Origin of the sequence: Terrihabitans soli, from assembly GCF_014191545.1 — a bacterium.
GTDB lineage: Bacteria > Pseudomonadota > Alphaproteobacteria > Rhizobiales > Methylopilaceae > Flaviflagellibacter > Flaviflagellibacter soli.
In genome coordinates this window covers 67898-87878 of record NZ_AP023361.1, presented here as the reverse complement: position 1 = coordinate 87878, position 19981 = coordinate 67898, and the positions used below count along the sequence as shown (strand labels likewise).

General features: G+C 63.9%; 24 protein-coding genes and 1 tRNA gene. 18 read left to right on the top strand and 7 right to left on the bottom strand.

Features of this window, described 5'->3' with window-relative positions; all coding sequences use genetic code 11:
• Positions 1–6 precede the first annotated feature (6 nt).
• Complete coding sequence (locus IZ6_RS00470; protein WP_222876078.1) at positions 7–267, bottom strand: DUF2171 domain-containing protein; 261 nt, start codon at positions 265–267, stop codon at positions 7–9.
• A 153-nt stretch (positions 268–420) separates the two neighbouring features.
• Here IZ6_RS00470 and mtgA point away from each other — a divergent pair, with 153 nt between their 5' ends.
• On the top strand, positions 421–1170 hold the full coding sequence (mtgA, locus tag IZ6_RS00465) for a monofunctional biosynthetic peptidoglycan transglycosylase (protein ID WP_222876077.1): 750 nt from the start codon (positions 421–423) through the stop codon (positions 1168–1170).
• Positions 1171–1279: 109 nt separating this feature from the next.
• A complete protein-coding gene (rpmF, locus tag IZ6_RS00460; protein ID WP_222876076.1) occupies positions 1280–1465 on the top strand; it encodes a 50S ribosomal protein L32 in 186 nt (61 codons plus the stop codon).
• Between the two features lie 76 nt (positions 1466–1541).
• On the opposite strand, the gene IZ6_RS00455 is transcribed toward rpmF, so the two are convergent.
• Positions 1542–1787 carry a hypothetical protein gene (locus tag IZ6_RS00455; protein ID WP_222876075.1) on the bottom strand — a complete coding sequence of 82 codons (246 nt, stop codon included), beginning with the start codon at positions 1785–1787 and terminating at the stop codon, positions 1542–1544.
• 163 nt (positions 1788–1950) lie between these two features.
• Between IZ6_RS00455 and IZ6_RS00450 the strand changes: the two genes are divergently transcribed.
• From IZ6_RS00450 to IZ6_RS00440, 3 genes are all read left to right on the top strand, one after another.
• Entirely contained in the window at positions 1951–3621 is a 1671-nt protein-coding gene (locus tag IZ6_RS00450; RefSeq protein ID WP_222876074.1) for an EAL domain-containing protein, read from the top strand.
• A 75-nt stretch (positions 3622–3696) separates the two neighbouring features.
• Positions 3697–4653, top strand: coding sequence for a GGDEF domain-containing response regulator (locus IZ6_RS00445; protein WP_222876073.1), 957 nt, complete (start codon positions 3697–3699; stop codon positions 4651–4653).
• On the top strand, positions 4650–4955 hold the full coding sequence (locus tag IZ6_RS00440; protein ID WP_222876072.1) for a DUF3658 domain-containing protein: 306 nt from the start codon (positions 4650–4652) through the stop codon (positions 4953–4955). The genes IZ6_RS00445 and IZ6_RS00440 overlap by 4 nt, the downstream gene beginning before the upstream one ends.
• A 14-nt stretch (positions 4956–4969) precedes the next feature.
• Here IZ6_RS00440 and IZ6_RS00435 read toward each other — a convergent pair.
• Positions 4970–5045 (bottom strand) — tRNA-Ala (locus IZ6_RS00435).
• Positions 5046–5171: 126 nt separating this feature from the next.
• On the opposite strand from IZ6_RS00435, the gene IZ6_RS00430 reads away from it, so the two are divergent.
• The 3 genes from IZ6_RS00430 to folD are packed head-to-tail and all read left to right on the top strand — an operon-like array spanning position 5172 to position 6660.
• On the top strand, positions 5172–5468 hold the full coding sequence (locus tag IZ6_RS00430) for a YggT family protein (protein ID WP_222876071.1): 297 nt from the start codon (positions 5172–5174) through the stop codon (positions 5466–5468).
• Between the two features lie 2 nt (positions 5469–5470).
• Positions 5471–5791 carry a DUF167 family protein gene (locus tag IZ6_RS00425; protein ID WP_222876070.1) on the top strand — a complete coding sequence of 107 codons (321 nt, stop codon included), beginning with the start codon at positions 5471–5473 and terminating at the stop codon, positions 5789–5791.
• Positions 5788–6660, top strand: a complete 873-nt coding sequence (gene folD / locus IZ6_RS00420; protein ID WP_222876069.1) for a bifunctional methylenetetrahydrofolate dehydrogenase/methenyltetrahydrofolate cyclohydrolase FolD — start codon at positions 5788–5790, stop codon at positions 6658–6660. Before IZ6_RS00425 ends, folD begins: the two co-directional genes overlap by 4 nt.
• A gap of 85 nt (positions 6661–6745) precedes the next feature.
• Here the strand turns inward: folD and ppa are convergent, their stop codons facing one another.
• Positions 6746–7288 (bottom strand): inorganic diphosphatase, encoded by a 543-nt coding sequence (ppa, locus tag IZ6_RS00415; protein ID WP_222876068.1) that lies wholly within the window; start codon positions 7286–7288, stop codon positions 6746–6748.
• Positions 7289–7387: 99 nt separating this feature from the next.
• Positions 7388–7894: a GNAT family N-acetyltransferase gene (locus IZ6_RS00410; protein ID WP_222876067.1), complete on the bottom strand. Its 507-nt coding sequence runs from the start codon at positions 7892–7894 to the stop codon at positions 7388–7390.
• A gap of 229 nt (positions 7895–8123) precedes the next feature.
• Here IZ6_RS00410 and trxA point away from each other — a divergent pair, with 229 nt between their 5' ends.
• Genes trxA through IZ6_RS00395 form a run of 3 tightly spaced genes read left to right on the top strand, consistent with a single transcriptional unit; the run spans position 8124 to position 9923 of the window.
• The gene (trxA, locus tag IZ6_RS00405) at positions 8124–9026 is read left to right on the top strand and encodes a thioredoxin (RefSeq protein WP_222876066.1); all 903 of its coding nucleotides are present in this window, start codon (positions 8124–8126) and stop codon (positions 9024–9026) included.
• Between the two features lie 15 nt (positions 9027–9041).
• Entirely contained in the window at positions 9042–9713 is a 672-nt protein-coding gene (locus IZ6_RS00400; RefSeq protein ID WP_222877490.1) for an LON peptidase substrate-binding domain-containing protein, read from the top strand.
• A gap of 9 nt (positions 9714–9722) precedes the next feature.
• Positions 9723–9923 carry a Trm112 family protein gene (locus IZ6_RS00395; protein WP_222876065.1) on the top strand — a complete coding sequence of 67 codons (201 nt, stop codon included), beginning with the start codon at positions 9723–9725 and terminating at the stop codon, positions 9921–9923.
• Here IZ6_RS00395 and IZ6_RS00390 read toward each other — a convergent pair.
• The gene (locus IZ6_RS00390; protein ID WP_222876064.1) at positions 9920–11143 is read right to left on the bottom strand and encodes an FAD-dependent monooxygenase; all 1224 of its coding nucleotides are present in this window, start codon (positions 11141–11143) and stop codon (positions 9920–9922) included. The genes IZ6_RS00395 and IZ6_RS00390 overlap by 4 nt on opposite strands.
• A gap of 77 nt (positions 11144–11220) precedes the next feature.
• Here IZ6_RS00390 and tesB point away from each other — a divergent pair, with 77 nt between their 5' ends.
• From tesB to IZ6_RS00355, 7 genes are all read left to right on the top strand, one after another.
• Positions 11221–12108 carry an acyl-CoA thioesterase II gene (tesB, locus tag IZ6_RS00385; protein ID WP_222876063.1) on the top strand — a complete coding sequence of 296 codons (888 nt, stop codon included), beginning with the start codon at positions 11221–11223 and terminating at the stop codon, positions 12106–12108.
• Positions 12109–12355: 247 nt separating this feature from the next.
• A complete protein-coding gene (locus tag IZ6_RS00380; protein ID WP_222876062.1) occupies positions 12356–12694 on the top strand; it encodes a P-II family nitrogen regulator in 339 nt (112 codons plus the stop codon).
• A gap of 40 nt (positions 12695–12734) precedes the next feature.
• Positions 12735–14165 carry an ammonium transporter gene (locus IZ6_RS00375; RefSeq protein ID WP_225873950.1) on the top strand — a complete coding sequence of 477 codons (1431 nt, stop codon included), beginning with the start codon at positions 12735–12737 and terminating at the stop codon, positions 14163–14165.
• 338 nt (positions 14166–14503) lie between these two features.
• Positions 14504–16981, top strand: a complete 2478-nt coding sequence (locus IZ6_RS00370; RefSeq protein WP_222877489.1) for an FtsK/SpoIIIE family DNA translocase — start codon at positions 14504–14506, stop codon at positions 16979–16981.
• 91 nt (positions 16982–17072) lie between these two features.
• Complete coding sequence (locus IZ6_RS00365) at positions 17073–18023, top strand: outer-membrane lipoprotein carrier protein LolA (protein ID WP_222876060.1); 951 nt, start codon at positions 17073–17075, stop codon at positions 18021–18023.
• 283 nt (positions 18024–18306) lie between these two features.
• The gene (xth, locus tag IZ6_RS00360) at positions 18307–19107 is read left to right on the top strand and encodes an exodeoxyribonuclease III (RefSeq protein WP_222876059.1); all 801 of its coding nucleotides are present in this window, start codon (positions 18307–18309) and stop codon (positions 19105–19107) included.
• Between the two features lie 54 nt (positions 19108–19161).
• Entirely contained in the window at positions 19162–19509 is a 348-nt protein-coding gene (locus IZ6_RS00355; RefSeq protein WP_222876058.1) for a VOC family protein, read from the top strand.
• Here the strand turns inward: IZ6_RS00355 and IZ6_RS00350 are convergent.
• The gene (locus tag IZ6_RS00350) at positions 19506–19973 is read right to left on the bottom strand and encodes a cyclic nucleotide-binding domain-containing protein (protein ID WP_222876057.1); all 468 of its coding nucleotides are present in this window, start codon (positions 19971–19973) and stop codon (positions 19506–19508) included. The two genes, IZ6_RS00355 and IZ6_RS00350, sit on opposite strands and share 4 nt — an antisense overlap.
• Between the last annotated feature and the right edge of the window lie 8 nt (positions 19974–19981).

Here is a 19981-nt window from a genome sequence, read left to right as displayed (position 1 = left end):
GGGCTTTCAGCCCGCGGATGCTCCACCTTCTTCTTCCTCGAACTCAACCGCAACATCGGCATTGGCCGACAGCCGGACCGTATTGCCGTCGACAGACGCAACGAGGCTGAGCGGGATAAAATGATGGTGGCCCTTATGGCTTCCCTGGCCGGATGAATCTTTCGTCAGCTTGATGCGCTCGCCTTCGACACGATCGACCGTGCCGACGCGCACGCCGTCGGCGCCGACGACTTCGGAATGTTCTTTGATCTTGCTGCGGTCTGCCATGGGGATCCTCCTTGGGGTATGGGTAACGCCCCGGACGCAGATCCGATCCCGCCCCAGATCCACAGGGGGCGCTTAACCGCTCCACGCTTTTGTCATTCGTGGCCTCCTGCGTACGGGCTAAGGTCGCCCCGCCAGGGAGGAAACCGAGCCGCTATGAGTCTGGAGTGGGGCGTAACGCGTGACGAGACGGCCGCACCTGAGGTGCAGGCGCCGGACCCGTCCGACCGTCCGGACCTCAAACGCGCCCGCCCGACGCGCCTGACCGGCATTCTTCTGATCCTCGCGGCAACGCCGATCTTTCTGTCGGCGCTCTATGCCGTCGTTCCTCCCGTCTCGACCCTGATGCTGTTCCGTTGGGCGACCTTCAGGACCGTGGAGCGCGACTGGGTGCCGCTCGAAGAGATCAGCCCCAATCTGCCGCGCGCCGTCATCGCCTCGGAAGACGGCGGCTTCTGCCGCCATTGGGGCGTCGATTGGGGCGCGGTGCGCGAAGTCATCGAGGAGGCGAGCGAAGACTGGCCGGAGCGCGGCGCATCGACAGTGTCCATGCAGCTCGTGAAGAACCTTTATCTCTGGCAGGGCTTCGGCTGGCTGCGCAAACCCATCGAGATCGTGCTCGCCCATTGGATCGAACTGACCTGGTCGAAGCACCGGATCATGGAAGTCTATCTGAACATTGCCGAATGGGGTCCGAACGGGGTGTTCGGCGCCGAAGCCGGCGCCCGCCGGGCCTTCGGCAAGAGCGCCAAGAACCTCTCGGCCCGGGAGGCGGCGATCATGGTCGCGGCCCTGCCCAACCCCATCATCCGCAACCCGGCCCGGCCGACCGCCGGCCAGCTGCGCCGCGCCGGTCAGATCGCCGGCCGGGGGGCCGACACCTCCTGCATCACCGTCCCGCGCTGAGGGGTGGTTTTTAGGCTGGTTTTCTGGGGCAGGGGGTGCTATCAGCACCGCCAATTACAGACGACGCGGCCGGATCACCGCCGCGTCGCTTGATTTTCCGGAGACTGAAATGGCTGTTCCGAAACGAAAGACCTCGCCGTCCCGCCGTGGCATGCGCCGTTCGGCCGATGCGCTGAAGGCCCCGACCTATGTTGAGGACAAGGACTCGGGCGAACTGCGCCGTCCGCACCACATGGACCTGAAAACGGGCATGTACCGCGGTCGCCAGGTGATCACGCCTAAGGCTGACGCCTGATCAATTTTTCTCAGGGCTGAGAACGAATTAGGCCGGCTTACGCCGGCCTTTTTTGTTGCCCTGAACGTCACCGCTCTCAGGCGGGCCAGCTCATGCCGGGAAGCCGGCGGGCAACCTTCAGCACGGTGCGTGTCGCGCCATAGGCGCCGGTGGCTTCCTCGGCGCTCGCACGGCGGCGGGCGCGAGCCTGCGGCAGATCGAGCTTGGCAGCAAAGAGCTGGGTGACGATGGGCGCGCTCGGCCGGAAGCGGCCCGACGTCGAACGGGTCCCGTTCTCTGACGCCACAAGTCCCGTTCCGGTCGTCTCAACCCTGCCTGTCACGCTGTTTCGTCCCATGCCGGGACGCTCCCTTGCCCTTTAGGCCAATGCTGCACGAGCGATGCCGCGGCGGCCGCTTTATGGTTAACAGAAGGTTAACGCCGCTCGCCAGCCCCGGTTTGCGTTGCGCCGCAGTTTCTTAAATCCCGTGTGATAGAAGGCGCTTGTGTCCGAACTCGACCTTCCGCAAACCCTGCGCGGCATCGATGCGGCGGCCTATCTCTGGTCGATCGCCGATGACCGGCTGCATTGGAGCCCGGCTTTGCCGGTCTCGCTGGCTTCGCTCGGCACAGTCTCGACCGGCGCGGCCTGGACGGAGCGCACCGATCCGGAAGCGATGACGACACGCTCAAGCGCCGTTTTCGGCTCGACATCGCGCGATGAAGGCTCGGGCGTTCCCTACGAACTCGAATATGCGCTGCGCGTCCCCGCGCGCGACGGCTGGCGTCTGGTCTGGGTGGAAGATGTCGGCCACTGGTTTGCCGGCACGGATTCAAAGCCGGCTCATGCGCGCGGCGTTGTGCGTGTCGTCACCGGCCGCCACGAAGCCGATCAGCGTCTGGCCATACAGACCCGCTTCGACAGCCTGACCGGCACACTGAACCGCTTGCGGCTTCTCGATGTTCTCGAATCCATGCTGGCCGATGCACGGCGCTACCAGACGAGCTGCGCGCTGCTGCTCATCGCGGTTGAAAATATCGGCGCGGTGAACGAGGCCTTCGGCGATACGACGCCGGACGATCTGATTGCCGGCGTTGCGAAACGGCTCCGCTCGCGCATGCGGGTGGGCGATGCGCTCGGCCGCTTCTCGACGACGATCTTCGGCCTTGCGCTGACCAATTGCTCGCTGCCCGAACTCAGCATCGCGGCGCGGCGCTTCATGGATGCCGTGCACGAAGAGCCGATCGAGACCGCGGCCGGCCCTGTCGGCGTTCGCGTCACCGGCGCCGGCATTGTCGGGCCGCGCCATGCGTCGAGCCAGGTGGAGATGGTGGCGCGCGTTTCCGAAACGCTCGCCGAAATCCGCCGGAAGAAGCGCGGCTCTTTCCTCGCTTTCGCCCCGAGCCAGGCGCGCGAAGACCGGCGGCGCCGTTACGTCCAGCTTGCGGAAGAGCTCATCGCCGCGCTCAATGCGCGGCGTCTTGAGTTGGCGTTCCAGCCGGTGGTCGAGGCGAAGACCGGGGCGTTGCGATGGTATGAGGCGCTTGCGCGCATCACCGGCGAGGACGGCGAGACGCGCGCCATTTCCGGCCATATCGAAGCCGCCGAGAAACTCGGCCTCGTTCACCTTCTCGACCGCCGCGTCCTCGACCTGACGATCGCGGCTTTGAAAGAACATCCCGGCCGCGCCATCGCACTCAACGTCTCGGCCGATACGACGACCGACGAAGAATGGCGCGAGCGGCTCATCGAGGCGTTAAAGGCGAACCCGGATATCGGCTCGCGGCTTCTAGTGGAGATCACCGAGACGGCGGCGCCGGGAGATCTGGCCGAAGCGAAGGATTTCGTCGAAGCGCTGCGCGGTTTCGGCGTGCGCCTGGCCATCGACGATTTCGGTGCCGGGCAGACTTCGTTCCGTACGCTGCGGGCGCTCGGCGTCGATCTCGTGAAGATCGACGGCAATTTCATTTCCGACATCGCCCGCTCGACCGAAGATCAGGCCTTCGTGCGCGCCATTGTCGGCCTTGCGCGCGAGATCGGCTTTTCGACCGTTGCCGAGAAAGTCGAGGACGAAAAGACCGCCACACTTTTGCGTGAGATGGGGGTCGATTATCTGCAGGGCGATCACTTCGGCGGGGCTAAGCCTTTGACCGGACAGAACGGCGCTCCGGTATAGCCTGAGATTTACACACCCGCCTTTAGTCTAATTTAAGGGGGAAGACCTATTCCCTGTCCCCGAAGGGATTGGGGAATGCGCATCCTGCTGGTCGATCCCGGCCGCACCGCTCTAAAGATCGTGACAAGGCTTCTCGAAGCCGGGGATCACGAGGTGCGCGGTTTTACCGACGAGATGGAAGCGCTCGATTATCTCGGTCGCGATTCCGAAGTCGATGCGCTGCTGACCTCCGTCGAACTTGGCCGCATGTCGGGCCTCGAACTCTGCTGGCAGGCGCGCATCGTCACCGGCGACCGCCGCCCGCTCTACATCATCGTCATGTCGTCGAATTATGAGCGCGGTCATCTGATCGAAGCGCTCGATTCCGGCGCCGACGATTTCATTGGCAAGCCGCCCGTCGTTGAAGAGCTTTATGCGCGTCTTCGAGCCGCATCGCGCGTCGTCGGCATGCAGCGCGATCTGATCCGCCTCGCCTCGACCGATCCTTTGACCGGCAGCCTTAACCGCCGCGCCTTCTTCCGCCTTGCCGGCGAAGCCTGCGAGCGCGCCGCAACGGGGCCCTTGCCGCTCGCGGCCGTGATGATGGACATCGATCACTTCAAGAAGATCAACGACGTGTACGGGCACGATGTCGGCGACCTCGTGCTGCGCGGCGTTGCCGAGCAGGCGCAGAAAGTCGACGGCTCGGTGTTCGGCCGGCTCGGCGGCGAAGAGTTCGCGATGATGCTGGAAGGGCGCAATGCGCAGCAGGGGCTCGTCGTCGCCGATGGGCTGCGCGTGCTGATGACCCAGCTCAGCTTTCCGAGCTCGAAGGGCGACGTGTCGCTCACCTGCAGCTTCGGCGTCACCGAATATCATCCGGGCGATGCCATCGACCTGATGCTGAAGCGCGCCGACGTCGCGCTCTACGAGGCCAAGACCGGCGGCCGCAACCGGGTGATCGTCTCGGAAGACCTGGATGCAGTCGAGCGGCCGGGCGGCATCATCCGTGGCGGCAGCCGGAGCGGCGATATCGAAGCCGCGGCGGAATGATGGACGAGGACGAACTCCCCGATCCGGACCCGACGCCCGAACAGATGCGAGCCTTCCAGGCGCTTTCGCCTGCCGATATCGCCGAAATGGACCGGCGCTTGCTGTCCCACGCCTCCACCCGTTTCCGCAAAGTGGCCTATGTCGTCGGCATGTCGATGATGGAAAAGGACGATCGCTTCAAAGGGATATTCGACATCTTCTTTGCGAGGCGCGTCGCGGAGCTTGTGAAGGCCGGACGGCTCGAATCGCAAGGAGACCTGCGCCGCATGCGCTACAGCGAAGTGCGCTTACCCGAAAAATAGGCTTGGGGGTCCTTTGGTGGAGCCGAGGGGGATCGAACCCCTGACCTCGTCATTGCGAACGACGCGCTCTCCCAGCTGAGCTACGGCCCCAAAAAGGAGCGCCATTTACGGTAGGGCTCCGAAGAGTGTCAAGCAAAGCCGCCCATCCTCACCTCTTCCCTTGAAGCCCGGCGGGCCGCCGCGTACAACGCCATCTCCCGCCGCAAAGGGCACTCTATGGGCCTGATCTTCCAGCTGATCCTCCTTGCTCTTTGGGTCTATGTCATGATCGTCGTGATCACGGCGATCCTCTCCTGGCTCATCGCCTTCGACATCGCCAATGCCCGCCATCCGGTGATCGGCCGACTCTGGGATACGCTGGTCCGCCTGACCGAACCGGCGCTGGCGCCCATCCGCCGGGTGATGCCCAATCTCGGCGGCATCGACCTGTCGCCGGTCGTGCTGATCCTTCTGCTTCAAGTATTGCAGATGCTGATCGGGTCGCTGGCAGCCTCCCTCGGCTATTACGTCTAGCCGTGCATTGCGGCACGCTGACGGCATCGGGTCTTCGGATCACCGTCCGGCTGACTCCGAGAGGCGGGCGCGATGCCTTGGAGGGGATCGAGGCTCTGGCCGACGGACGCGAAATGGTCAAAGCGCGGGTGCGCGCCGTGCCGGAAGACGGCGCCGCCAATGCCGCGCTGATCGGCCTCATCGCAAAAACGCTTGGCGTGGCCAAAAGCCATGTCGCCATCGCATCGGGTCACACCGCACGGGTGAAGACCTTGGACATCGCGGGAGACGGGCCTGCCCTTCAGGCCCTTCTGCTGGAAGCTTTGAAGGAAAAAGGCGCATGAGCGCGACAATCATCGACGGCAAACTGCTTGCCGAAACCATCCGCCAGCGCGTCGCCGACGAAGCCAAGCGCCTCGGCATCACGCCCGGCCTCACCGTCGTCATCGTCGGCGAGGACCCGGCGAGCCAGGTCTATGTGCGCAACAAGGTGAAACAGACGGAAGCTGCGGGCTTTCACGGCAGCGAACACCGCCTGCCGGAATCGACCTCCGAAGCCAATCTTCTGAAGCTTGTACAGACGCTCAACAACGATCCCAGCGTTCACGGCATTCTCGTGCAATTGCCCCTGCCCGATCATATCGATCCCGATCTCGTCATCCGCACGATCGATCCGGCAAAAGATGTCGACGGCTTTCATCCGATCAATGCCGGCAAGCTTGCCGTCGGCCAGGATTCGCTTGTGCCCTGCACGCCGCAGGGCTGCATTCTTCTGGCGAAGACCGTGCATCCCGATCTCACGGGCCTGAATGCCGTGGTGCTCGGCCGTTCGAACATTGTCGGAAAGCCTGTGGCGCAGCTTCTCATTCAGGAAAGCGCGACCGTCACCGTGGCGCATTCGAAGACGCAGGATCTGTCGGATGTCTGCGCGCGCGCCGATCTTCTCGTCGCGGCCGTCGGGAGAGCCGAGCTCGTCAAGCGCCACTGGATCAAGCCGGGCGCAACGGTGATCGATGTCGGCATTAATCGCGTCGCCGATGGTCTCGGCAAATCACGCCTTGTCGGCGATGTCGCCTTCAACGAAGCGAAAGAAATTGCCGGCGCGATCACGCCGGTGCCGGGCGGCGTCGGCCCGATGACGATTGCGTGCCTGCTTGCCAATACGCTGAAAGCCGCCTGCTGGGCGGAAGGAAAGCCGGCGCCGACATTTTGATCCTCATTGCCGGACTTGATCCGGCAATCCAGGAACAGCGCCTCGTTTTTGAAAACTGCATGCCCGGCCCGGGCATGACCGAGAATCAGCCGGCCTTCTTGTCGCTTTTGGCCCGCGCGATCGCCTCGACGATCATCCGGCGCGCTTCCGCCGCATCGCCCCAGCCGACCAGACGCGACCATTTGGTGCTCTCGAGGTCTTTGTAGTGCTGGAAGAAATGCGCGATCTGTTCGAGCGTGATGTCGGGCAGGTCGGAATAATTTTTGATCTTCTCGTAGCGGCGCGTCAGATGCGAGGACGGCACGGCTACGATTTTCTCATCGCCGCCTTTTTCGTCTTCCATCTTCAGCACGCCGACCGGGCGGCAATTCATGACCGCGCCGGGCACGATGGCGCGCGTATTGGCAACCAGAACATCGATCGGATCGCCGTCCTCGGACAGGGTGTGCGGCACGAAGCCGTAATTTCCCGGGTAGCGCATCGACGTATAGAGGAAGCGGTCGACAACAAGCGCGCCCGAGGCCTTGTCGAGTTCATATTTGATCGGCTCACCGCCGATCGGAATCTCAATCACGACATTGACGTCGTCCGGCGGGTTTATTCCGATCTGAATCGCTTCAATACGCATAAAGGCTCCGGATATTATTTTCCCGCGGGCGTAGACCGCTGAGCGCTCCGCCGCAAGCTTTCTCGTTCAAACTGATTAAATTGAAGTCGCCGGAACCGGTTAGGCCCAGGTGAAGGCGATCTTGTCGAGCGTGACGCCGCCAAAGCTCTCCGAGCCCCGCGCCGCCGCCGTCCCGCCCACCGCCCGGTAGAAGTCGCAGGCCGCGTCATTATCGGTCAGCGCCCAGACGGCAAGGCCATCGACGCCGCGGGTGGCAAGCTCGGACCGGCAGGCCTCGAACAGCTTGCGGCCAAGGCCGATTCCCTGGAAATGCGGGCGGACATAAAGCTCGTAGATCTCGCCTTTCACCGGCAGGATGCCCGCCCGGTTCTTGCCGTAGCTGGCATAGCCGGCGACATCATCCCCCGCCACGAGAACGAGAATGCGGCTGCCGCGCGTAATCGCGCTTTCCCACCAGGCCGCACCGCGGCGCAGAATCATCCGCTCAAGCTCGCGCCCCGGGATGATGCCGCGATAGGCATAGCGCCACGCCTCGTCATGCGCGTCGGCGATGGCCGAGGCATCGCTTGTGCGGGCGGGGCGGATGTCGATGACGAGCGTGCTCATATGGTGAAGTCTATGCGGGCTTTCGCCAGAACGCCAACGGGACGCCCTGCCGCAGTCTCACGACAGGGAATAAGGGGACCCGCGTCCGGCTTGCAGGCGCAAAATGAGAAAGGTACATCCCGGGAGGACATTGCCCTGCGGCGAAAGCATTGCCACGACGCCGTGCGCGCATATCTAACCGAGTGCGGGCGTCATCTGCCCCGGCGCCGCCTCCTGGAGACGAAACCCTATGGCTTTCACCGACGTATCCGCGCCCGGCTCAAGCGCGCTCGTCAAGGACACGACAACCAAGGATTTCGGAGTCGACGTCGTTCAGGAATCGCGCAACCAGCCCGTACTCGTCGATTTCTGGGCGCCATGGTGCGGCCCCTGCACGCAGCTCGGCCCGATTATCGAAAAGGCTGTCCGCGAGGCCGGAGGCAAAGTGAAGCTCGTCAAGATGAACACCGACGAGCATCCGACCATTGCCGGCCAGCTTGGCATCAAATCGCTTCCCTCGGTCATCGCCTTCGTCAACGGCCAGCCGGTCGACGGCTTTGTCGGCGCGCAGCCCGAAAGCCAGATCAAGGCCTTCATCGACAAGCTGACCAAGCCGCTCGATCAGGCGAGCCTCAACCAGTTTCTCGACGAGGCCGATCAGCTGCTCGCCGCGGGCGATCTTCCCGGCGCGGCTGAACTTTTCGGCGGCGTTCTCGCACAATCCCCCAACGATGTGCGCGCCATGGCGGGTCTCATCCGCGTTCAGCTTCAGGCCGGCGATCTCGAGGGCGCGAAAAATCTTCTCGCCTCCATCCCTCCGGACAAAGCGAACGATCCGGCACTCGCGGCCATTCGCGCCCAGATAGAACTTGCCGACAACGCGCCGGACGAAAGCGAGATCGCAGCTTTTGAAGCGGCGCTCGCAAAAAATGCCAATGATCATCAGGCGCGGCACGATCTCGCCGCAGCTCTCGCCGCCGCCGGGCGGAAGGAGGAAGCGGTCGATCATCTTCTGACCATCATCCGCAAGGATCGTAACTGGAACGAAGACGGCGCCCGCAAACAGCTCGTGCAGCTGTTCGAGGCCTGGGGCCCGACCGACGAATGGACCGTATCCGGCCGCCGGCGCCTTTCTTCCATTCTGTTTTCGTAAGGACATATGCGAACGATGCCGATGAACCTCGTCTATCGTTCGCCATCGGACCTTCCAGCAAACCTGCCGGTTTTTCCGCTGCCGGCGGTCCTGCTTTTGCCGCGCGGAGAAATGCCGCTCAATATTTTCGAGCCGCGCTATCTGCAGATGTTCGACGAGGCGCTGGCCGGCGACCGGCTGATCGGCATGATCCAGCCGGAATTCGACCAGCCCGAAGATGCGCCGCACCCGCCGCTGGTCGATGTCGGTTGCGCCGGGCGCATCACCGGCTTTCAGGAAACCGGCGACGGGCGCTATCTCGTGACACTCACCGGCGTGACGCGTTTTCGCATCGGCGAAGAGCTTTCCGTCACAACGCCCTATCGCCGCTGCCGGGCGATCTATGAAGAGTTCACCGAAGATCTCGTTCCGGGCGCCGGCGAAGAGGCCGTCGACCGCCCGGCGCTGATGAAGACGCTGAAGGCCTATCTTGAAGCCAATCAGCTGGAAGCCGACTGGTCGGGCATACGCGGCGCCTCCAATGAGGCGCTGGTGAATGCGCTCTCCATGATGTCGCCTTATGGTGCGCGCGAAAAACAGGCGCTGCTGGAAGCGCCGACACTGAAATCGCGCGCCGAGATTCTCGTCGCCGTCACCGAGATGGACCTCGCGAAGACGCGCGGCGACACCGATACGAGTTTGCAGTAGGATCGCCCCATGCCGACCGAAACACCCGTGCCGCACGGCCAGATCGACCCGAAGCTGCTGGAAATCCTCGTCTGCCCGCTGACCAAGGCGACGCTCGAATATGATTCGAAGGCGCAGGAGCTGATCTCGCGTCCGGCGAAACTCGCTTACCCGATCCGCGACGGCATTCCGATCATGCTGCCGGAAGAAGCGCGCGTTCTGAAGGACTAAAGCGCTTCGCCGCGCAGAAGCCGCGGCACATCGCCGGACAAACCTGCCGCAGCTTTCGTGATGGCCGCTTTTGCCGCAGGGATGCGCTCGACCACACCGAGGCCCGCATCGCGCAGAAGACGCGCGGGCGCGCCTGGCAGCGTGAACAGCTTCAAAAGACTGTCGGTCGCCGCCAGCATCGTCATCGTGTCGAAGCGGCGCCAGCTCTCATAACGCGTCAATACATCGCTTGCGCCGATATCGCCGCCGAGACGTGCGGCATCGGCCATCGATTCCGCCAGAGCCGCCACATCGCGCAGGCCTATATTCAGGCCCTGGCCGGCCAGCGGATGCGTGACATGCGCGGCATCGCCGACAAGCGCGAGGCGCTCAGACACAAAGCTCTTTGCAACGCGCAACTCCAGCGGCCGCATGGCGCGCGGCGCAGCAAGCGAGATTTCACCGAAGCGCCAGCCGGCGCGCTCCTGCAAGGCGGTGCGGAATTCCGCATCGGGCAGGGCGTACAGACGCTGCGCCTCGATCTTGCGTTCCGACCAGATGACGCTCGCATGATTGTCCTTCATCGGCAAAAGCGCGAACGGCCCGCCTTCGAAGAAATGCTGGATCGCGACACCCTCATGCGGATGTTCGAGCTTGACGGTGGTGACGATCGCGATCTGATCGTAGCGCCAGCCCTGCATCCGAACTTTTGCGAACTTTCTGAGCGGCGAATTTGCGCCCTCGGCCGCCACAAGCAGCGCCGCCGAAATCTGCGAATCATCGGCAAGTTTCGCGACAACCCGCGCCCGCCCGGCCTCATAGGACGCGACGGCTTGCGGAATGAGGCTGACGCCCGCCGCTTTCGCGGCCTCGAACAGAGCGGCGCGGATCGCCGTATTCGGCACGACATAGGACGTTTCGTCCTCGGCGCCCGCAAAGGTCAGCATCACCGGGCGCGTCACTTCTTCGAGACGCGCATCGGAGATTTCCATGCGCGTGATGGCCTCGGCTTCCGGCGCGGCAAGATCCCAGGCGCCAATGGCTTCCATGAGATTTTTCGCGCCGGCGACAAGGGCGCTCGCGCGCGGATCGTCCGGGGGCTTTTTCGACAGCGCCGGATCGCAGATCGCAACATCGAGCCCGGCGCGCTGCAGAGCAGCGCCGAGCGCAAGGCCGACAAAGCCCGCGCCTGCGATGACGACATCGGCCTTTTTCGGCGTTTTCAATGTGCTGTGCTTCATGCCGGCTCTTGCTTGACGCGGCTCACGCCGAAGTCTCTCGTAACGCCCACTCTTCAGGAACGGTCGGGAAAGAACATATGTCCGACGCCCTCGCAAATCTGCTGTCGATCCTCGATCTCGAAAAGCTGGAGGAGAACCTCTTCCGGGGCCGCAGCCCGCAGGTCGGCTGGCAGCGTGTCTTCGGCGGCCAGGTGATCGGCCAGGCGCTGGTCGCGGCCAAGCGCACGGTCGAGGGCGATGCGGCGACGCGGCTGCCGCACTCGATGCACGCCTACTTCCTCCTCGAGGGGGACCCTTCGGTGCCGATTCTTTACGAGGTCGAGCGCATCCGCGACGGCGGCAGCTTTTCGACCCGGCGGGTCGTCGCCATCCAGCACGGCAAGGCGATCTTCTTCACCTCGGTCTCGTTCCAGGTGGCGGAAGAGGGGTTCGAGCATCAGTTCGAGATGCCGGACGTGGCCAAGCCCGAAGACCTTCCGGGCGAAAAGGACATCATCGCCAAATATCTGGAGCATATGCCCAAACCGATGCAGGCCTATTTTGCCTCGGAGCGGCCGATCGAGGTCCGGCCGGTCGATCTGTCGCTTTATATGGGGCTGTCGGCGCGCCCGCCGCACCGCTCGGTATGGATCCGGGCCGCCGGCGCCCTGCCGGACGATCAGGGCCTGCATCATTGCGTGCTGGCCTATGCCAGCGACATGACCCTGCTCGACACCGCTCTCGTGCCGCACGGCAAATCCATCTTCTCGAAAGACATCCTCGCCGCCAGCCTCGACCATGCTCTGTGGATGCACCGGCCGTTCCGCGCCGATGACTGGCTTCTGTATGTCCAGGATTCGCCCTTCTCCGGAAATGGACGGGGATTTACCCGCGGGCTGATTTACAACCGGGACGGCGCGCTCGTAGCATCGGTCGCGCAGGAGGGGTTGATCCGCACGCGACGCCCCAAACCCGAATCTGCTTAAGTTTTGGGCGGCGATTGGATTCGGTTTGTGCACAGGCTTTAGGCAATTGCTGCGCCTTGAGTCTCCCATCCCTATGACCGCCACATTACAAACACAATCGGAACACCGCCCTTTACCATTCGGCAACGTCTGGCACGGGGCTTGAATACGTATCCGGGCTGATGCGGCCGGAAGCGTGTTCGGTTGCATTCATCCAAGACCCGTCGCGGGCTCCTCCGCGGCGGTTTTAATGACGGGGAGCCCACGCATGAAACTCGTGACGGCAATTATCAAACCCTTCAAGCTCGACGAGGTGCGTGACGCCTTGACGGCTGTAGGGGTTCACGGCCTGACCGTGACCGAAGTCAAAGGTTACGGCCGCCAGAAGGGACACACCGAAATCTACCGCGGCGCGGAATACGCGGTGAGCTTCCTTCCGAAGCTGAAGATCGAAGTCGCCGTGCCTCAGAAGCTGGTCGACAAGGTCATCGACACCATCACCACCACCGCGAAGACGGGCCAGATCGGCGACGGAAAGATTTTCGTCACCCCGATCGAGCAGGCCGTCCGCATCCGTACCGGCGAGTCCGACGAAGATGCGCTCTGAGCTCGCAAAACCCGATTTCCTCTTTTCCGGAGTTCCTTCCATGAACCTTTCGAAATTCGCACGTCTGGCGGCGCCCGTAGCGCTGCTCGGGCTGCTGGCCGTTGAGCCGGCGCTTGCCCAGGATGCGGCGGCGGCGGCTCCCCCGGTCCCCAATAAGGGCGACACGGCGTGGATGCTCGTTTCCGCCATCATCGTTCTCCTCATGACGGTCCCGGGCCTTGCCCTGTTCTACGGCGGCCTCGTCCGCTCCAAGAACATGCTCTCGGTCCTGTCGCAGGTCCTCGTGATCGTCGCGCTCGTCGCGATCATCTGGGTCACCTACGGCTACAGCCTGGCCTTCACCGATGGCGGTCCCTGGAACCTCTTCGTCGGCGGCTTCTCCAAGCTGTTCCTCGCGGGCGTGACGACCGGCACCACGGTCGAGACGTTCTCGCGCGGCGTCGTCATTCCGGAGCTCGTCTTCGTGCTCTTCCAGATGACCTTCGCCTGCATCACGCCGGCTCTGATCGTCGGCGCCGTTGCCGAACGCATCAAGTTCTCGTCGCTGCTGGTGTTCGTCGCCCTCTGGGTCACGTTCGTCTACTTCCCGATGGCCCACATGGTTTGGTGGTGGCCGGGACCGGAATTCGCAGCGACCAACCCGGCTGACGCCACGGTTGCCGGTGCGGGTCTCCTCTGGGGCTTCGGCGCGATCGACTTCGCCGGCGGCACCGTCGTCCACATCAATGCCGGTATCGCCGGTCTTGTCGGCGCGCTCGTCCTCGGACCGCGCATCGGCTACGGCCGCGAAGTTCTGGCTCCGCACTCGCTGACGCTGACCATGGTCGGCGCCTCGCTCCTGTGGGTGGGCTGGTTCGGCTTCAACGCCGGCTCCAACCTCGAAGCCAACGCCTATGCGGCGCTCGCTTCGGTCAACACCTTCGTTGCCACCGCCGGCGCCATCCTGGGCTGGCTGTTCATCGAATGGATCGCCAAGGGCAAGCCGAGCCTGCTCGGTGCGGCCTCCGGCGCGGTTGCCGGTCTCGTTGCGATCACCCCGGCCGCCGGCTTTGCCGGTCCGATGGGCTCGATCGTTCTCGGCCTCGTCGCCGGTGTCGTCTGCTTCTTCTTCTGCTCGACGGTGAAGAACGCTCTCGGCTACGACGACTCGCTCGATGTCTTCGGCGTCCACTGCGTCGGCGGCATCATCGGCGCCATCGCCACGGGCATCCTGGTCAACCCGGATCTCGGCGGCGCGGGCGTTGTCGACTACACGCTGGACAACGGTGCAGGCACGGCCGGCGCCTATGTCTTCGCGACGCAGGTCATGGCTCAGGTCAAGGCCGTCGGCATCACCCTGCTGTGGTCGGGTATCGGCTCCTTCATCCTCTTCAAGATCGTGGACCTCGTCATGGGTCTGCGCGTCTCGGCGGAGAGCGAGCGCGAAGGCCTCGACATCAACTCCCACGGCGAGCGCGCCTACAGCATCTAAGCTGTAGCGCTCTTTCCAAGATCGAACCCGGGCGGGAAACCGCCCGGGTTTTTCGTTTCCCGGACACGTGAGGCGAAGCCGAACGCCGATCCGGGATCCAGGATTAAAGCGCGCCGCAGGCGCTCGATGTCAGGAGCGGCTATGCCGCGCTGATTTCTGGGCCCCGGATCACGCGACGCGGCTGCGCCGCGCGCGGTCCGGGGTGCGTAAACGCAGTTAAGCGCCCCTTTACACCTTAAACTTAAACCTTTCAGAGCCCTTCGAGCGGCGGGAGGTTTTGCGTGCGGACGCTCGTTTACCGCAGTGGTGTGAGACGCAGGCGCGCGGTCTCCGATGAGATGCGCGAAGCCTTGTCGCGCCGTGCCTGGCAGGCCGGCGGCGTCGCGCTCACGCTTGCCGTTGGCGCAGCTGCGGTTTCGCTCGTCTCGTGGTCGGCGCAGGACCCAAGCTTCAACAACGCCGTCGACGGCGAAGTCCGCAATCTTCTCGGCACGCCGGGCGCGCTTCTCGCCGACGTCCTGATGCAGACCTTCGGTCTCGGTGCCGTCGCGCTTCTGTTCGTGCCCGCTTCCTGGGGCTGGCGCCTGGCGCTGAACCGCACGCTCGACCGCGAGAAACTGCGCCTGTTCGCCTGGCTTCTGGCCGCCCTCTTTGCCGCAAGCTTTGCCGAAAGCCTGCCCGATCCCGATCATTGGCCGCTGCCCGGCGGCGTCGGCGGCATTGTCGGCCACGGCCTCGCCGGATCGCTGGCCGGCTTCTTCCCGCTCTCGGGCGTTGCCGGAATGATGTTCTCGGCCGTGCTGGGCCTAGGCGCTCTGGGCTTCTCGCTCGTTGCCGCGGGCTTCTTCTTCCACGACGACAATCCGGAATTCACCCGCCTGCAGCGCAAAGCCGCCAAGCAGGCGCGCGAGGAGGAGGACGAGGAAGAGGACGTCACTGAGGACGAGGACGAAGAGGAAGAGCCCGAGGACGAGGAAGAGGAGGCCGAAGATCCGGCCGATCTGTTCGACTTTGAGGAAGAGCGCGGCTCCGGCGGCTTCGCCCCGGTCGGGCTGATCGTTCACTATTGGCTGGCGCTCAAAAGCGGCTTCCTGCGCATGCTGCGCGGCGGCGCCTTCATGCACACCGAACGCGATGCCGGCCGTGTCGGCATGCGCGATCTCCTGCGCCGCCTCGACGGACATGAACCCGATCCCGACGAGGACGAAGAGGAAGATCCCGAGGAAGACGAGGCTGAGGAAGAGGAAGAAGCGGAAGAAGCGCCGCGCCGCCGCCGCGTGCGCCGAGCGGAAGCTGCTCCCTACGATCCCGACACGTATGAGACGCCGCCGATCAATCTCCTCGCTGCCGTGCCGAAGCGCTCGGGCGCTGCGCTGTCGAAGAGCGAGCTCGAAGAGAATGCGCGCATGCTCGAAAGCGTGCTCGAGGATTATGGCGTCAAGGGCGAGATCATCGACGCGCGCCCGGGCCCCGTCGTCACGCTGTACGAACTTGAGCCCGCCGCCGGCATCAAGGCCTCGCGCGTCATCGGCCTTGCCGACGATATCGCCCGTTCGATGAGCGCGACCGCCGCCCGCGTCGCCGTCGTGCCCGGCCGCAATGTCATCGGCATCGAACTGCCGAACCCCAAGCGCGAAACCGTCTTCCTGCGCGAACTGCTCGCGGCCGACGAATTCGATTCCTCGCAGGCGCGCCTGCCGCTCTGTCTCGGCAAGACGATCGGCGGCGAGCCGGTCATCGCCGAACTCGCCCGCATGCCGCATCTGCTCATCGCCGGCACCACCGGCTCGGGCAAATCGGTCGCCATCAACACCATGATCCTGTCGCTCCTCTACCGGCTGACGCCGGAGGAATGCCGCCTGATCATGATCGATCCGAAAATGCTCGAACTGTCCGTCTATGACGGCATCCCGCATCTTCTCGCGCCGGTCGTCACCGATCCGAAGAAGGCCGTTGTCGCCCTCAAATGGGCGGTGCGCGAGATGGAAGAGCGCTACAAGAAGATGTCGAAGGTCGGCGTCCGCAATATCGACGGCTTCAATGCGCGCGTCGAAGAGGCGGCGGCGAAGGGCGAGGTCATCCATCGCACCGTGCAGACCGGCTTCGACAAGAAGACCGGCGAAGCTATCTACGAGCGCGAAGAGATGGAGCTCGACAAGCTTCCCTTCATCGTCGTCATCGTCGACGAAATGGCCGATCTGATGATGGTCGCCGGCAAGGAAATCGAAGGCGCGATCCAGCGTCTTGCCCAGATGGCCCGCGCCGCCGGCATTCACATCATCATGGCGACCCAGCGCCCGTCGGTCGACGTCATCACCGGCACGATCAAGGCGAACTTCCCGACCCGCATCTCCTTCCAGGTTACGTCGAAGATCGACAGCCGCACGATTTTGGGCGAGCAGGGCGCCGAACAGCTGCTCGGCCAGGGCGACATGCTCTACATGCAGGGCGGCGGGCGAATCGGCCGCGTGCACGGACCGTTCTGCTCCGACGCCGAAGTCGAAAAAGTCGTCCGTCATCTCAAGGCGCAGGGCGCGCCGTCTTATCTCGAAGCGGTCACCACCGCCGAAGACGAAGGCGAGGGCGAGGACGGCGCGGTGTTCGACAAGGGCGCGTTCGGCGCCGAGGGCTCGGACCTCTACGATCAGGCCGTGGCCGTCGTTCTGCGCGACAAGAAGTGCTCCACCTCCTACATTCAGCGCCGCCTGCAGATCGGCTATAACAGGGCCGCGTCCCTCGTCGAACGGATGGAGGAAGAAGGCGTGGTCAGCCCCGCAAACCACGCCGGCAAACGCGAAATTCTGTTGGAAGCGTAACACGCCGGGAAATATTGACGCGGCCTTCAGCCGGGTTACCGCTTTATCGCCACAGAGCGCGTTTATGCATCGGCGCGCTCGGGGGAATCGGATGCTCTTGCGTAAGTTCTTTTATATTTCCGTGACTTCGGCCCTGGCCGCCGGCTTTGCCGCGCCGGCCTCGGCGCAGGGCGTGCCGAATCCGCGGCCGCGCCCGCCGCATCTGAAGAGCAATCTTCCGCCACAGGTCCCGGCTCCCGTTGCCGGAATTCCGGCCGCTTTCACACCCTCGACGACGCCGTCCGCCACGCCTCCTGCGACACCCCCGGCCGCCCTGGCGCCGGCTCCGGTCGCGGCAGCTCCGGCCGCTCCCGAACCTGTCGTCGAAGCGCCGCCGCCTTCAGCTCAGGGAGCTGAAACGCCGCCCACGGCCGATCCCGGTGCGCCGCTCGATCTCGCAACGCCCGCCACCGACACTACGACCGTCGCCATCGCGACCCCGGCCGGCCCGCCGACGCAGGAGCAGACGCTCGCGAAGGTGAATGTCTATTTCAACGGCATCCGCACCCTGGTCGGCAATTTCACGCAGGTCGGTCCCGACGGCTCGAAGGCCGGCGGAAAATTCTTCCTGCAGAAGCCGGGCAAGATTCGCTTCTATTATCAGCGGCCCTCGACCACCGACATCATCGCCGACGGCAAATCGCTCGTCGTGCGCGACCGCAAGCTCGCGACGCAGGATGTCTATCCGCTGAACCAGACGCCGCTGAAATTCCTGCTCGACAACAATCTCGACCTGTCGCGCGATTCGAAGGTCGTTGCCGTCTATGAAGAGCCTGGGCTCGTCAGCGTCGCGCTTGAGGAAGACACGACCTTCGGCGGCAAAGCCCGCGTCCTCATCGTGTTCGGCACGCAGGATCAGAAGAATTTCGAGCTCAAGCAGTGGACGATCACCGATCCGCAGGGGCTCGACACGACGGTCGCCGTTTCCGAACTCGACACCGCGACACGTCCGGACGAAAAACTCTTCGCCGTCGACTACACGCGCGAGATTACCCGCAACTAAGCGTCGGTTTTTGCAGCGAAATTAGCCTCACGGCCTCGTGAACAGGGTTCGTGTTGAATAAGTACGCCGCACCCATATCTGAACCTTAAGCGACGCGCCCTTTTCCCCGTGGTGCCCCCGTCTCCACCCGGGCGCGATTGCACCCGCCGGTAAACCCTCCCGGCGGAACGCACAGAGTAGCGTTGGGCGCCCGGTCTCCCCCCAGACCGGGCGTTTCGCTTTTCAGGGCTTCGTTTTGCCGTCTGGCGCGATGCGCGCGAACCGCCTATCTGTCTGGCCTCTCATGCCGATCAAGCTCGCTTCCTGGAACATCAATTCGGTGCGCCTGCGCATCGATCTCGTAGCCCGCCTTCTCGACGAGACGGCGCCCGACGTCATCTGTCTGCAGGAGACGAAGTGCCTTGAGGGCCAGTTTCCGCTCTCGGCGTTCAATGCGCGCGGCTACACGCACGCGGCCATGACCTGCCAGAAGGGCTATCACGGCGTCGCCATCCTCTCGCGCCTGCCGTTCCGCCATGTCGACCGGTTCCGATTCGGCGGCAAGGAAGACGCCCGCCACATCGCCGTGACGTTCGGCGAGGGCAAGGCCGACGGCGTGCATCTGCATAATTTCTATGTGCCGGCGGGCGGCGATATTCCCGATCCCGCAGCGAATGAGAAGTTCGCGCACAAGCTTGCTTATCTCGATGAGATGCGGAGCTGGACCAAGGGCTCCGCGCACGAGAAGACGATTCTCGTCGGCGATCTGAATGTCGCGCCGCTGCCCGACGATGTGTGGAGCCACAAACAGATGCTCGGCGTCGTCTCGCACACGCCGGCCGAAACCGACCGCATGAACGCGATCATCGAAGAAGGCCGCTGGGTCGATGCGGTGCGCACAAAGAAGCCCGAGCCCGAACGCGTCTACACCTGGTGGAGCTACCGCGCGCAGGATTGGGAAAAATCCAATCGCGGCCGCAGGCTCGACCATATCTGGGTGTCGCAGGATCTGGGGCAGCGGATCGGCGAGATCGACATTCTGAAACCGGCGCGCAGCTGGGAGCGTCCGTCCGATCACGTGCCGCTGGTCGCAAGCTTCAAGTAGCTGGCCAAAGAACCGAAAAACCGATTAGCTCCGGCTCGCAGAGGAGAAGGCTCGATGCGCTTCAAATCACTGGTGCCGATGCTGCAGACACGCGAGATCGAGAAGACCCGCGCATGGTACGAGACCGTTCTCGGCTTCACGTGCGAAGAACAGGCCGAGGGCTGGTGCCGCCTGACCCGCGACGGCGCGACGATCATGTTCATGAACAACGATCATCTCGGCGAGCCGCACGCCACCGCGACGCAATATTTCTACGTCGATGACGCGCCATCCGTATGGGCCGCGCTCAAGGACAATTGCGAAGCCGAATGGGGGCCTGAGAAAATGCCCTACGGCATGACCGAATTCGCGATCAAGGATCCGAACGGCTATCTCTTGAGCTTCGGAAGCCCGACGGCCTAGTTCTCGGCCTTGGCGCCGGGAAGCCGGTCGATCTGGCTCTGAAGCCGCTCCAGCGCCGCATGCTCGGCGCGCAGCTTGCCGGACAGCCTATGCCTCATCTGCTTGGCGATGGCCGGAAATTCTTCGAGCACTTTGCGGAAGACCGGGCGCGGGATCGACAGAAGTTTCGTGTCTTCGATGGCGACCGCCTCGCAGGGTCGCTCGGTTTCGACGATCAAAGCCAGCTCGCCGATCAAAGCGCCGCGGCCGACGGTCTTGGCTTCGCCCTTGCCGGAATCGAGGCGGATGCGGCCGCGGATCACGCAATAGGCGCCGTCCGCCTCTTCGCCGTTCTCGAACAGAAGATCGCCGGAGCGCAGCTCGATCTCTTCCACCGAGAAGGCAAGAAGGCGCAGCGCATCGCGCCCAATATCGGCGAGAACCGGAGTGCGCGCCAAAGCGCGGATGTTGTCGTCCAGACTCATCGAGTCCC

What these genes read in the sequence shown, in the direction of transcription:
- IZ6_RS00470 (WP_222876078.1), bottom strand. Translation starts at nt 267, where the DNA reads ATGGCAGACCGCAGCAAGATCAAAGAACATTCCGAAGTCGTCGGCGCC.
- mtgA (WP_222876077.1), top strand. Translation starts at nt 421, where the DNA reads ATGAGTCTGGAGTGGGGCGTAACGCGTGACGAGACGGCCGCACCTGAG.
- rpmF (WP_222876076.1), top strand. Translation starts at nt 1,280, where the DNA reads ATGGCTGTTCCGAAACGAAAGACCTCGCCGTCCCGCCGTGGCATGCGC.
- IZ6_RS00445 (WP_222876073.1), top strand. Translation starts at nt 3,697, where the DNA reads ATGCGCATCCTGCTGGTCGATCCCGGCCGCACCGCTCTAAAGATCGTG.
- IZ6_RS00440 (WP_222876072.1), top strand. Translation starts at nt 4,650, where the DNA reads ATGATGGACGAGGACGAACTCCCCGATCCGGACCCGACGCCCGAACAG.
- IZ6_RS00430 (WP_222876071.1), top strand. Translation starts at nt 5,172, where the DNA reads ATGGGCCTGATCTTCCAGCTGATCCTCCTTGCTCTTTGGGTCTATGTC.
- folD (WP_222876069.1), top strand. Translation starts at nt 5,788, where the DNA reads ATGAGCGCGACAATCATCGACGGCAAACTGCTTGCCGAAACCATCCGC.
- ppa (WP_222876068.1), bottom strand. Translation starts at nt 7,288, where the DNA reads ATGCGTATTGAAGCGATTCAGATCGGAATAAACCCGCCGGACGACGTC.
- IZ6_RS00410 (WP_222876067.1), bottom strand. Translation starts at nt 7,894, where the DNA reads ATGAGCACGCTCGTCATCGACATCCGCCCCGCCCGCACAAGCGATGCC.
- trxA (WP_222876066.1), top strand. Translation starts at nt 8,124, where the DNA reads ATGGCTTTCACCGACGTATCCGCGCCCGGCTCAAGCGCGCTCGTCAAG.
- IZ6_RS00400 (WP_222877490.1), top strand. Translation starts at nt 9,042, where the DNA reads ATGCCGATGAACCTCGTCTATCGTTCGCCATCGGACCTTCCAGCAAAC.
- IZ6_RS00395 (WP_222876065.1), top strand. Translation starts at nt 9,723, where the DNA reads ATGCCGACCGAAACACCCGTGCCGCACGGCCAGATCGACCCGAAGCTG.
- IZ6_RS00390 (WP_222876064.1), bottom strand. Translation starts at nt 11,143, where the DNA reads ATGAAGCACAGCACATTGAAAACGCCGAAAAAGGCCGATGTCGTCATC.
- tesB (WP_222876063.1), top strand. Translation starts at nt 11,221, where the DNA reads ATGTCCGACGCCCTCGCAAATCTGCTGTCGATCCTCGATCTCGAAAAG.
- IZ6_RS00380 (WP_222876062.1), top strand. Translation starts at nt 12,356, where the DNA reads ATGAAACTCGTGACGGCAATTATCAAACCCTTCAAGCTCGACGAGGTG.
- IZ6_RS00375 (WP_225873950.1), top strand. Translation starts at nt 12,735, where the DNA reads ATGAACCTTTCGAAATTCGCACGTCTGGCGGCGCCCGTAGCGCTGCTC.
- IZ6_RS00370 (WP_222877489.1), top strand. Translation starts at nt 14,504, where the DNA reads ATGCGCGAAGCCTTGTCGCGCCGTGCCTGGCAGGCCGGCGGCGTCGCG.
- IZ6_RS00365 (WP_222876060.1), top strand. Translation starts at nt 17,073, where the DNA reads ATGCTCTTGCGTAAGTTCTTTTATATTTCCGTGACTTCGGCCCTGGCC.
- xth (WP_222876059.1), top strand. Translation starts at nt 18,307, where the DNA reads ATGCCGATCAAGCTCGCTTCCTGGAACATCAATTCGGTGCGCCTGCGC.
- IZ6_RS00355 (WP_222876058.1), top strand. Translation starts at nt 19,162, where the DNA reads ATGCGCTTCAAATCACTGGTGCCGATGCTGCAGACACGCGAGATCGAG.
- IZ6_RS00350 (WP_222876057.1), bottom strand. Translation starts at nt 19,973, where the DNA reads ATGAGTCTGGACGACAACATCCGCGCTTTGGCGCGCACTCCGGTTCTC.